Here is a 12606-nt window from a genome sequence, read left to right as displayed (position 1 = left end):
TTCCTATCTCTCTGATATTCATCTGCGTGAATCAGCGTCAATCCTTTGTCATCTGCGGTTAATAAATTCTCTTTTTTTAACCGCAGATGAGGGCAGATAAACACAGATTAACGCAGATGAATTGATATAACAAAGCGATCGCCCTTTTTTTTTCAAAAGAGCGATCGCTTTGTGTCTGTATTCAGTACCGGCTGCCAACAGCGGGCCACTAACATTACATCTCAAGGCTTTTTAGCCTTGGTCTACCTCATTTTAGAAATCTTGGGGTAACAAAGAACTTAAACGCTCCAACAAAGGATCGGAATTCCGAGGAGGAGCAACCTCAGCGTCAGACACTACATTATCATCCGCCACAGACTCAGACTCAATGGGGTCAGGCTCTACTACTTTTGAAACTGGGGCAAAAGAAACTTGAGCAAACTTACTGTTAACACTCCCCTGCAATTGATCCAACTGCGCGCTGAGTTGAGTCAGGTGATGTTCCAGTCCCTCCAAACGGCTTAATTCCTCTGCCGAAACATTGTGCTCAAACTCAGCAAATTTGACCACAAGTTCAGCAATACGCTGTTCCAACCGCTGAAAGCTCTGTGTAGAGCTAGCAGACTCAGATACAGACAAAAACTGCCACAAAGCTTGCTTGCAGAGATTGCTGAAAGTCTGATACTTCGTGAAAGCCAACTCTTTTTCAATAGCGGCCAGCAAAGTTTGATCCGCAGCATCTTCCGTAAACGCCACCGAGAAATTCGCCTTATTTTTTGCCCACAGTGCCATAGGGTTCAAGCCTTAATGCGTTACTTAATCGTGGCTAGCTGAGCCTCAGCATAAATAAACTGTCCCAAAGCATTAGCTTTCCGGGAAGGCTGAGCCAAGTGAGCCTTAAGATTGGCGTCTTTAAGCAAAGGTTGCAAAACCTCCCAGAAAAACTCGCCGCCCCCGCCAGTCAGAACCACATCCGTCACACGTTCCGGCAGCCACTGCACCAAACGTTCGGACAGTTCGTTAGCGAAAGCCTCTCGCAAATCCTTAATAATCGGATCTAAATTAGTCGGCTTAGTCGCTCCTCTCGGACGGTAGAAACGCTGGCCTTCCGGTTTATTCACCGCTTCCAGTAAAGACAGAGATTGAGGGTCTGCTCCCGGAATCTTTGAGGCAACTTGTTCGTAGAACTTGTTCATGGCGAAGGAATCGCTCTTAGAAGCTGCCCGGGCGAACCGGAAACGATCGACCATTAACAAATCGGTAGTTTGGTGTCCGATATCAACCACAGCCACCGACAGTTCCGGCAACTCCGGCGTAAACTCCTTGTTATCTTGAGCCTCGCACCAAATCAGGCTGCCGAACCCTTCCGGCATCACCCAAACGTGACTGATATTAATATCCACACGCTCACCCCGGTACACCACAACGTGGGGAGAGCGCAGTTGGCTGATAATCTCTTCCTTTTCCTTCTCAAACTGATCCTGCGAATAAAACGGCAAACCCAGCACAACTGCTATTTCGCCCTTCATCTGGAAATATCCAGCACAGGAAAAGACCTTAACCAAAGCATCTACTACTTTCGACTGGTCAGCGCCACCGAGATTAGCGCCAAAATCTGCCGCTAGTTGGCCTATAGCGTAACCCTTGCCCTGGTACTCCAGCCACATATCCAACAGAGGGTCTGTTGCTTTGGACTCAAAGCTGCCACCCCGCACCTTTTCCACGGGCATAGTAGCCACGTTGGCAGGGATGAAAACAACGCTACTCGGGTTGCGACTCACGCAAGCTTTAGTTGCCGTCCGACCCAAATCAGCACTAATAATCGATTTGTTAGAAGCGACTTTAGTCTGCTGGGTCAGCATAGCCGAATTAGGAACAAGCTGTCTAGTTGTCATTGAAATGTGTTACCTCACTGAGCCTCACCATTATCATGCCTTATCCCTTGACACTGCCACGCTTAAAGACAGTGGGTGAAAGCGACGATTCTTCTAACTCTACCTAGATCGGTATCGAAATCAGCACCAAACATTATATTCGGGACGATCGCCCTTACCGTAACTAACCTAACTTTTTCTGGAGCCATAGTCCTCAAAGCTCTGTTGCCTGAGAGTGCATTGTTAAGTTAAATTTAGTTAAGATTCTGAGTGTAAACTTTTGTCGCACTTCTCCGACACCGCGATCTTACCCGATCTGTCCCCAATTCAAGGCATCCGCATTTATGAAAATTTCTTGGCGAACTATACTACTTTGGACTTTACCCGCCTTAGTCATCGGCTTTTTCTTGTGGCAGGGGGCCTTTGCCCCATCCCCCGCTGAAATGAGCAAGAACACCGCCAGCACCCGCCTGAGCTACGGTCGATTCTTAGATTACTTAAACGCCGGTCGAGTGACCAGCGTTGACCTTTACGACGGAGGTCGGACGGCGATTGTCCTAGCAGTCGATCCCGAACTGGACAATCACGAGCAGCGGTGGCGGGTAGACTTGCCCTCAAATGCCCCGGAACTGGTTTCTAGGCTCAGAGACTCCAAAATCAGCTTTGACACTCACCCACTACGCAACGACGGCGCTGTCTGGGGACTTTTAGGCAATCTAGTCTTTCCCCTCTTGTTAGTAGGAGGCCTGTTTTTCCTCTTCCGTCGCGGTGGCAACGTGCCAGGGGGCCCGGGCCAAGCCATGAACTTTGGCAAATCCAAAGCTCGCTTTCAAATGGAAGCTAAAACAGGCGTATTGTTCGACGACGTAGCAGGCGTTGAGGAAGCCAAAGAAGAACTTCAAGAAGTGGTGACATTCCTCAAAAAACCCGAACGCTTCACCGCAGTCGGGGCGAAGATTCCCAAAGGCGTGCTGCTAGTTGGCCCTCCCGGAACTGGTAAAACCCTGCTGGCAAAAGCCATCGCAGGCGAAGCCGGCGTGCCTTTCTTCAGCATCTCCGGTTCGGAATTTGTGGAAATGTTCGTCGGTGTTGGCGCTTCCCGCGTCCGCGACTTGTTCAAGAAAGCTAAAGAAAATGCTCCTTGCATCATCTTTATCGATGAAATCGATGCAGTCGGTCGCCAGCGTGGCGCCGGTATCGGTGGCGGTAACGACGAACGGGAACAAACCCTGAACCAGTTGCTGACCGAAATGGACGGTTTTGAGGGCAATACTGGCATTATCATCATTGCTGCCACGAACCGCCCCGACGTGCTCGACTCAGCGTTGCTGCGTCCGGGACGTTTTGACCGCCAAGTTAGCGTAGATACGCCGGATATTAAAGGCCGCTTGGAAATTTTGGAAGTTCACGCGCGCAACAAGAAGCTGTCTGCAGAGATTTCTTTGGACGCCATCGCCCGCCGCACTCCTGGTTTTACCGGCGCTGATTTGGCTAACTTGCTCAACGAAGCTGCTATTTTAACCGCCCGCCGCCGCAAAGAAGCGATTACGATGCTCGAAGTTGACGATGCAGTCGATCGCGTGGTAGCAGGTATGGAAGGCACTCCTTTGGTGGACAGCAAGAGCAAGCGCTTGATTGCTTACCACGAAATCGGCCACGCGATCGTCGGTACAATCATTCAAGCCCACGATCCAGTTCAAAAAGTTACCTTAGTTCCTCGCGGACAGGCCCGCGGCTTGACTTGGTTCATGCCCAGCGAAGACCAAGGTTTGATTTCCCGATCGCAAATTTTAGCCCGCATTAGCGGTGCTTTGGGTGGCCGCGCAGCCGAAGAAGTAGTTTTCGGCGATGCCGAAGTAACCACCGGTGCCGGCAACGACTTGCAGCAAGTAAGCGGCATGGCGCGGCAAATGGTGACTCGCTACGGGATGTCTACTTTGGGCCCGATCGCCCTGGAAGCTCAACAAAGCGAAATTTTCCTCGGCCGCGACTACACAGCGCGATCGGAATATTCCGAAGAAATAGCCTCTCGGATTGACGGACAAGTTCGATCGATTGTCGATCATTGCTACGACGACGCCCGCCGAATTATTCGCGAAAATCGCACCGTGATCGATCGCTTAGTCGATTTGTTGATCGAAAAAGAAACCATCGACGGCGAAGAGTTGCGTCTAATCGTCTCTGAATACACTTTTGTTCCTGAAAAAGAACAATACGTTCCTCAGCTTTAAGACTTGTTTAAAAATTAGGGACACGGCCTTGCTGTGTCTTTAAAAAGTAGGGACGCAGCACTATTGCCACGTCCCTACTTTTTTATTAAACTGTCAATAATATTAAACCGCCCCTAAACGCCAATTAACGCAGATGAATACTACATTTGCCATACATACTAAGAATTGGTCATTTTTTTTAATAGCCACTTGGATATTTTTTTCCCTCAATACTTTGAGCGCCCGCGCTGAAAAATTAAGATGTTTTGTAGATATTTGCCTCGACCCCAGCAGCGTTGAATTAAGTAAATCCGATATTCCCGGTGCTCCTTCTTATCCAGTCAGAATTATTTTAGGAACTCAACAGTTTAGTAACGAGAAATTGTTGGCGCAAATGGAAGTTAACTGCCAGCAGCGACAGTTTAGAACTGTCAGAGTTAGCGAAGATGGCGAAAATTGGTCGAATTTCGATCCGAGATGGACTTTAGTCGATCGCAACTCATCTTTGTCTGGCATGGTTGACTATACTTGTCAATTGGCGATCGCAGAACAAGAGAATAAATAAGTAGACCAAGAAAAAAAACAGAGCACCTATATCTTCAACCCTGGGCTTGCGGGTGCAAGTTTGACAGCGCTTTAAACCGCCGAGTGTTAATATTACACTCAATCTAAAATCTAAAATCTAAAATCTAAAATCGGATGACAAACTCCACCGAATACCGACAAAGACGCGAACAGTTAATGGCAAAAATTGGCAGCGGGACAGCGATATTTCGCAGCGCGCCCGCAGCCGTCATGCACAACGATGTAGAATACGCATACCGACAAGATAGCGATTTTTTCTACTTAACCGGTTTCAATGAAGCTGCGGCGGTAGCAGTGCTCGCGCCGCACCACGAAGAACACAAATTTGTGTTGTTTGTGCAGCCAAAAGACTTGGAAAAAGAAACTTGGCACGGTTATCGCGCCGGAGTAGAAGGCGCTAAGGAATTGTACGGCGCGGATGAAGCTTTCCCCATCGCCGAACTTGCGGAAAAACTGCCGAAATATTTAGAAAAAGCCGATCGCATATACTATCACTTCGGGCGCGATCGTAGTTTCGACCAAACAGTCCTCAATCACTGGCAGCGCTTGATGGCAACCTACCCAAAACGCGGCACAGGCCCCACAGCAATCGAAGATTCCAACATCATTTTACACCCGATGCGCCTGGTGAAAAGCGAAACTGAATTAGCATTAATGCGAAAAGCGGCTAATATTTCAGTTGCAGCGCACAACCGCGCCCAAGAATTCGCCAAACCGGGCAGATACGAATATGAAATTCAAGCTGAAATAGAACATACTTTTGGCTTAAATGGCTGCACTCCGGCTTACCCTTCTATTGTTGCATCCGGTTACAATGCCTGCGTCCTACACTACATCGAAAACAACCGGCAAATGCAGGAAAACGATTTGCTGCTAATAGATGCCGGTTGTGCTTGCGGGTACTACAACGCCGATATTACTCGCACCTTTCCTGTTAGCGGCAAATTTACAACTGAACAACAGATAATTTATGACTTAGTTTTGCAAGCACAATTGCAGGCAATTAGTCAAGTATATCCTGGAAATCCTTACAGCAAAATTCACGAAACAGCGGTGCGCGTTTTGGTGGAAGGTTTAATGGATTTAAAACTTTTGGTTGGCGACATTGAAGAGATAATTAAAGAAGAGAAATACAAGCCATTTTATATGCACCGCACTGGTCATTGGCTGGGACTGGATGTGCACGATGTCGGCGTTTATCAGTACGGCGAAAATCCGCAAGTTTTGCAGGCAGGACAAGTGCTGACGGTGGAACCGGGGATTTATATTTCTCCTTATATTAAACCCGTGGAAGGACAGCCGGAGGTTCCTGAAAAATGGCGCGGGATTGGCGTGAGAATTGAAGATGATGTTTTGGTGACAGCGGATTGTCATGAAGTCTTGACGGCGGGAGTTCCTAAATAAAGGAAAAGTAGAAGGCTTGGGGCAGAAGTCAAGAAAGATTGATTAATTAAGTTAGCAGTGAAGGCTTGAGCTTTGTTAGTATTGGCTTGAAAAAGCTCAAGTCCGCAACTGCCAAACAAAGAGCGCTTATGTGTATTGATCCTACCAAGATCGATCGACCTCTGGAAACCTGCGAAGCATTAGTAGCAGAGCAAACAGCAAAAATTCGGCAACTCGAAGAGAATTTGCAGCAGCAGAGAGAATTGTGCCAGAAATTAGAAGCACAACTCAAAGCAGTCGAGAATGCTGGCTTTTCGGGTTCGGTAACTGAATTTGATATCACCGATGACGATCGCCTTCGGTTAATCGCATCTCTGGAAAAAAGTCAGGAAATGTACCGAATTCTCATCACACATTATCCAAATGGCTCGGTGTTGTTGTTCGATCGCGATTTGCGCTATACTCTGGTTGACGGTCAAGGTTTGGCAGCAGTTGGTTTGTCTAAAGAACTGTTGGAAGGCAAAACCTTGTGGGAAGTATCCCCACCTGAAGATTGGCAACTTTTTGAGACTAAATATCGCGCGGCTTTGGCGGGAAAAGAAAATACTTTTGAATATAAATACGGAAATCGCGTTTATTTAATAACAGTTGCTCCAGTCAAAAATGACCGGAAAGAAATTTTTGCAGGAATGCTCGTTACTCAAGATATTACCGAAAAAAAACAGGCAGAAATAGCGCTGGAAGAAATCAAAAATCAGCTAGAAATTAAATATCAAAAGCGCACTGAAGACTTGAAAACAGCAAACGATCAATTGCAGGAAGAAATTCTCTCTCGCTGGCGCGCCGAAAAAGATCTGCAGGAAAGCCAGGAACAGCTAGAATTGTTTTTCTCTCAATCTTTAGATGGTTTTTTCTTTATGATGCTGGACGAACCCGTGCAATGGGATGATAGAGTTGACAAAGAAAATGTTTTGGATTACGTATTTACTCACGGGCGGGTAACGAAGGCAAATGATGCTTTGATAGCTCAATACGGAGGTATTAGGGAACAGTTTATTGGCCGCACCCTTGACTCTTTATTTTCGCAGAACTTGACTGGTGGTAGAGAGATAATAAAGCAATTTTTTGATACGGGAAGAATTCACATCGAAAATGAAAATCGCAAATTTGACGGTGTTCCTGTTTGGGTGGAAGGCGACTATATTTGCATTTATGATTCCCACGGCAGAATCGTCGGCTATTTTGGCGTGCAGCGGGATATTAGCGATCGCAAAAAAGCAGAAGCAACCCTCAGAGATAGCGAAGAACGCTTTCGGGCAACCGTCGAACAAGCAGCAGTAGGTATTACCCACCCTGACCAAACAGGCCGCTATTTGCGAGTCAATCAAAAATTCTGCGAGATAGTGGGATATACTGCGACTGAACTGCTGTCGCGAACTTGGATGGACGTTACTTACCCAGAAGATATAGATGCAGATTTAGAACAAAACAATAAATTATTTTCCGGGGAAATTGACAGTTTTAAAATGGAAAAACGCTTGCTGCACAAAGACGGCACTGTAGTTTGGGTAAATATTACAGTATCGCTAATCAAAGAACCGCTGAGCGGGGCAATTTACAATGTAGTAGTGACAGAAGATATTAGCGATCGCAAAGAAACCGAAGCAGCACTAAAAGAAGGCGAAGAAAGGTTCCGACAGCTAGCAGAAAACATTGAAAGCGTGTTTTGGATGGTAAACGTTCTACCCCAGAAAATTATTTATATCAGTCCGGCTTACGAAAAAATTTGGGGCAGAAGCTGCGCTGATTTGTATGCTTACGGGCGCTTTTTTGCAGATTCCCTCCATCCAGAAGATCGCGAGCGTGTTATTGCTAATTTAACTAGAAAAATTGAGTTTGAAGACGAGATAGAATATCGAATTGTCAGGCCGGATGGCAAAATTCGCTGGATTCGCGATCGGGCTTTTCCGATTAGAAATCAATCGGGTAATATCTACCGCATTGTGGGCATTGCAGTAGATATTACCGCCCGCAAACAGGCAGAAAAAACCATTCGCGAAAGTGAAGAACGCTTCCGCCAGTTAGCAGAAAATATCCAAGATTCCGTCTGGCTAATTTCTGCGGAATTCACCGATTTATTGTATCTGAGTCCAGCTTACGAACAAATCTGGGGGCGCAGTCGCGAAGAATTGTATGCTGATCCCTTAAAAATGATGGAGTGGCTGCATCCAGAAGATAAACATTTGTTGGAAGAGGCAATGGGGCGAGTGTTGCATGGCGAGTCTACCAATACCGAATATCGGATTTTTCTGCCAGATGGCACAATTCGCTGGGTGTGCGATCGAGCTTTTCCCATTTACGACGAATCGGGCAAAATTTACCGCATCGCGGGTATTGGCGAAGATATCAGCGATCGCAAATTTACCGAAGCCCGCATTCAAGCAGCACTCCGCGAAAAAGAAGTATTGCTCAAAGAAATTCACCACCGAGTCAAAAATAATATGCAGGTAATTTCGAGCCTGCTGCAACTTCAAGCTCAATATATTGAAGACGAAGCGACGCTAACTTTATTTGAAGAAAGCCAGACTCGCATCCATTCAATGGCTCTGATTCACGAGCAACTTTATCAATCCGAACATCTCGATCAGATTGCCCTATCGCCCTACGTCGAAAACTTGGTTGCTAATTTGTATCAATCTTTTGGTTGCGGCAATACTTCCATCCAGTTTAACCTCAAAGTTGACCCCATTTATTTAAATATAGAAACAGCAATTCCGTGCGGTTTAATTATTAACGAACTGGTTTCTAACTCTTTAAAATATGCCTTTGTTTCACGTTTAGATGGGGAAATAGCTATTAATTTTACTCAAACAAATTACAACCAATTTAATTTAACTATTCAAGATAACGGTCGCGGATTTCCGGCGGATTTTGACGTAGAAAATACTGAAACATTAGGATTGCGATTAGTGAAAATGTTGGCTTACCAATTAGAGGCGAGTATTGCCATTGACAGTCAGCGTGGAACCTGCTACACTCTGATTTTCCAAGAGTTAAATTATCGGCAGCGTATTTAACGAAAAATGAACCCTATACAAATTTTGGTTGTAGAAGACGAAGTTATTGTAGCCCAAGACATCGCAGGTCGATTAAAAAAACTGGGATATGGAGTAACAGCTACAGTTTCTTCAGGAGAAGAAGCAATTCAAAAAGCGATAGAAAACCCCCCAGACTTAGTGTTGATGGATATCGTGCTTAAAGGTGACATGGACGGGGTAACAGCGGCCGAGAAAATCAAAACTAATAAAAATGTGCCGACAGTATTTTTAACAGCTTATGCCGACGATCAAACGCTGCAAAGAGCGAAACTAACAGACCCCTTCGGTTATATTATCAAACCATTTCAACAAAATGATTTGCGGGTGGCGATCGAGATTGCCCTGCACAGACACGAAATCGAAACCAAGATGCGAGAATCTCTCAAAGCTGCCGAAGCAGCCAGAGAGTCGGTGGAAGAAAAATCGCACCGCCAAAACCAGTATATTTCAATGGCGGCTCACGAATTGCGGAACCCGCTCAACGCGATTTTAATTTCTGCGGAACTTCTCGATCTCGATCGAACTCGCAGCAGGGACGAATCCCAAGTTAGAACCCTGCGGCTGGTGCACTCAGCTACCCAAAAGATGAACCAGCTAATCGACGATATGCTGTTTATGGGCAGAGCAGAATCAGGCCAACTCAAATGCAATCCATTACCGATAAATTTAGTCGAATTTTGTCAAGACTTGCTGGCTCAATTGCAGTTAGGAAATGAAGCCAAGCACAAACTAACATTCATCCCGTCAGATGTTACCAGCGCGATGTTAGATCAACAATTGCTGCACGGCATTATTTCTAACTTAATTGTCAACGCCATCAAATATTCTCCCAACGGCGGGCAAGTCACCTTGGAATTGGAATGCCGTCCAGCAAGCGAAGGAGACCAAGAAGCTATTTTCGGCTTCTCTCCTCAGTGTTTGTTTCGCAATTCCCACTTTACAAATATTAACTCTCCCTTACTAATTCTGCGTATCCGAGACGAAGGTATCGGTATCCCCGAAACCGAAGTAGGGAAAATATTTGAAATGTTTTACCGTTGCAAGAATACTGCAAAGATTAAAGGTAACGGTTTGGGATTAACAATTGTTAAAAAAGCTGTGGAATTGCAAGGAGGCGCGATCGCCTGCGAAAGCAAAATGGGCATGGGTACAACCTTTACAGTCGTGCTTCCTTACGTAGCACTTTCCTGTAGGACTCAACGAGAAAGAACTTAAATGCCACTACAAACACTAATCAAAGTGTTGCAAAATCCACTCCACCGCCGCAGCTAAATTTGCTGCAATAAAATCCGGTTTAGTATGGTGCTGATACTCCCCACTCAAGACGCTTTCTCCGTAACCAGTCTGCACCAAAATACCAGTACATCCGGCATTGTGAGCCATATCAACATCAGTGGCTTTATCCCCCACCATAAAACTATTTCGCAAATCTAAATCCTGTTCCCAAGCCGCCGCTACCAACATCCCTGTATTTGGTTTTCGCCACGTTGTATATCGCGTGAATTCTGGGTTGGTTCCGCCTTCGGCTGCGCTTAAATAAGGACAGTAATAAAGGGCATCTAACTTGGCTCCCGCTTCATTTTCTAATAGCTGACACAGGCGTTTGTGCAAAGCTTCTACGTGGCTAACCGGATAATAACCCCTCGCCGGGCCGGATTGATTGGAAACCAAACAGCAAAATATTTGTTTGTCATTTAAACGGCGTACAGCTTTGGCGACTCCGGGGATTAAATGCAAATCTTCTACTTTGTGGATGTAGCCGGCTTCGATATTGAGAACGCCATCTCTGTCAAGAAATACTGCTCGTTTCATGGTTGTATTGTTGCTTGAAAATTGGGTTTAGGGTGAGGATGCGGCAGTGCTCGTTGGTGTTAAGTTAAGCCTAAAAACCTTTGTATCTATCGTTTATAATCGCGTCTAGATCCCCCTAAATCCCCCTTAGTAAGGGGGACTTTGAGTGTTCCAGTCCTCCTCTTTTTCCACTTGGGACTTTGACTACTCTTGTCCCCCCCTTATTAAGGGGGTTAGGGGGGATCGGGAAGACTGGACAAGGAAGACTATAGGCTGGCACAGCGAAAATATAGGTACGATCGTCATTCTAAAATAGATTGTTTTTCCAGCCAGTCGCGGAAACTATTATGATACAAACTATAGCAAAGTTCTCCTCCCATTTCTTGTTTATTTAAGAACTCGATCCAATTGTCTAACGCTTTTTCAACATCGTATTCATCCAGATCAATTATATTGGCGATCGCACTTACAGATAAACTTGCTGTTGATTGTACCAAAACATTCAGCACAGACAACTCGATCGCCGATAAAGCATCACCTCTCATCCGCAGCCAGTGGTTTTGATAATACGCTGCTAAACCGGGAGGAAGTTCAGAGACAAGTGAGGATTCCCCCAGATTAGCATCGGGGTGTGAATTTTCGTTAATGGCAGGTAACATCTGACTCAGATACATGAAATTGTCTTCGCTGACAGTTGCGAGTTGTTGGCCCAATTCCGGTGCAGTTAAATCCGGTGCGGTTGATAGGTATTGCTGAATGTAGTTAAGGGTATCTTCGCGATTTTGGGCGGGATAATCTCTTAAATCGAGAGTTTGAGAGGGCGTTTCAATTAACAAACCGGATTGCTCTCTCAAAAACGGGCGGCGGGCGAGGATAAAATAAGTACGATCGCCCAAATATCTCGGCAGATAAAACAGATTTGTGCTGGGAGGCTGACTCGTGCGGGCGATCGCGTCTACAGAATCAATGACTATTATCAACTTTTGGCGATGACGTGCCGTCTCGCAAGCTACGGCTAATTTATCGCTAATTTGCTGAAGCAACAAAGACAGAAACCAACTCCCATCATGGGATTCGAGATTTTGAAGTTGAGATTTGAGCTTGACAATTTCCGATGTTTCCCCATTGGCGGCAAGGTATTTGTCAATCAGTTGAGTGCAGACAGAAGCGAGAAAATCTTCAGCTCGATTTTTGCCCTCAACTGCTGCGTTGTAATAGATACTGCGAGGATGGGCGGTGACATATTGGGCGAGGATGGAACTTTTGCCGCAGCCGGGAGTGCCGACTATTGTGAAATAACCGCGGCTGTAGGAGGCTAGAAAGTCGGAAATGGCAGAAAAAACAAACTTGCGCCCTGCAAAATTCTCGGTTTTTTCTCGTAGAAGTTGCTGAAATTCTTTTGGATAAGAATCGGTAGAGATGGGAGTTGAGAGAGGTGAGGAATTCATGTTAGTTCCTCCATCCCTTCTAGCCGCAAGAAATATACGCGGCCCGATTTGTCGCCTGCGACAATTGTGACTCCATCGGGTGCAATGGCGCAACAGGCGATCGAACTTTCACCCATCAAACGGGCAATGACATTTCCACTCAACAAATCCCAGACTTTGAGGGTATTGTCATCTGAACCAGAAATCGCCCGCTTGCCATCAGCAGTGACGGCTACTGCATTTACCGAACAGATGTGAC

10 protein-coding genes are annotated in these 12606 nt (G+C 45.9%); 5 read left to right on the top strand and 5 right to left on the bottom strand.

All coding sequences use genetic code 11. From position 1 onward, the window contains the following. Positions 1–252: 252 nt before the first annotated feature. The gene (locus QUA77_RS19065) at positions 253–771 is read right to left on the bottom strand and encodes a hypothetical protein (protein ID WP_333041970.1); all 519 of its coding nucleotides are present in this window, start codon (positions 769–771) and stop codon (positions 253–255) included. Positions 772–791: 20 nt separating this feature from the next. After that, positions 792–1874: a ParM/StbA family protein gene (locus QUA77_RS19060; RefSeq protein WP_333041971.1), complete on the bottom strand. Its 1083-nt coding sequence runs from the start codon at positions 1872–1874 to the stop codon at positions 792–794. Between the two features lie 323 nt (positions 1875–2197). Between QUA77_RS19060 and ftsH2 the strand changes: the two genes are divergently transcribed. The 5 genes from ftsH2 to QUA77_RS19035 all read left to right on the top strand — a co-directional run bounded on the left by ftsH2 (position 2198) and on the right by QUA77_RS19035 (position 10344). Then, complete coding sequence (ftsH2, locus tag QUA77_RS19055; protein WP_006633417.1) at positions 2198–4084, top strand: ATP-dependent zinc metalloprotease FtsH2; 1887 nt, start codon at positions 2198–2200, stop codon at positions 4082–4084. A gap of 133 nt (positions 4085–4217) precedes the next feature. Beyond that, positions 4218–4628 (top strand): hypothetical protein, encoded by a 411-nt coding sequence (locus tag QUA77_RS19050; protein WP_333041972.1) that lies wholly within the window; start codon positions 4218–4220, stop codon positions 4626–4628. Between the two features lie 134 nt (positions 4629–4762). Beyond that, positions 4763–6052 (top strand): aminopeptidase P N-terminal domain-containing protein, encoded by a 1290-nt coding sequence (locus tag QUA77_RS19045; protein WP_333041974.1) that lies wholly within the window; start codon positions 4763–4765, stop codon positions 6050–6052. 128 nt (positions 6053–6180) lie between these two features. Beyond that, positions 6181–9108 (top strand): PAS domain S-box protein, encoded by a 2928-nt coding sequence (locus tag QUA77_RS19040; protein ID WP_333451814.1) that lies wholly within the window; start codon positions 6181–6183, stop codon positions 9106–9108. A gap of 6 nt (positions 9109–9114) precedes the next feature. Continuing rightward, positions 9115–10344, top strand: coding sequence for an ATP-binding protein (locus QUA77_RS19035; protein WP_333451812.1), 1230 nt, complete (start codon positions 9115–9117; stop codon positions 10342–10344). Between the two features lie 15 nt (positions 10345–10359). On the opposite strand, the gene QUA77_RS19030 is transcribed toward QUA77_RS19035, so the two are convergent. The 3 genes from QUA77_RS19030 to QUA77_RS19020 all read right to left on the bottom strand — a co-directional run. Then, a complete protein-coding gene (locus QUA77_RS19030) occupies positions 10360–10941 on the bottom strand; it encodes an HAD family hydrolase (protein WP_333451810.1) in 582 nt (193 codons plus the stop codon). Positions 10942–11222: 281 nt separating this feature from the next. After that, a complete protein-coding gene (locus QUA77_RS19025) occupies positions 11223–12368 on the bottom strand; it encodes an AAA family ATPase (protein ID WP_333451808.1) in 1146 nt (381 codons plus the stop codon). After that, positions 12365–12606: WD40 repeat domain-containing protein (locus tag QUA77_RS19020; RefSeq protein ID WP_445302090.1), on the bottom strand; the 242-nt coding region annotated here is incomplete at its 5' end. The genes QUA77_RS19025 and QUA77_RS19020, both read right to left, overlap by 4 nt.

It is taken from the genome of Microcoleus sp. K5-D4 (genome assembly GCF_036704575.1).
Lineage (GTDB): Bacteria > Cyanobacteriota > Cyanobacteriia > Cyanobacteriales > Microcoleaceae > Microcoleus.
Note: the sequence above shows the minus strand (reverse complement) of the source record. Positions and strands in the feature narration are given on the sequence as shown.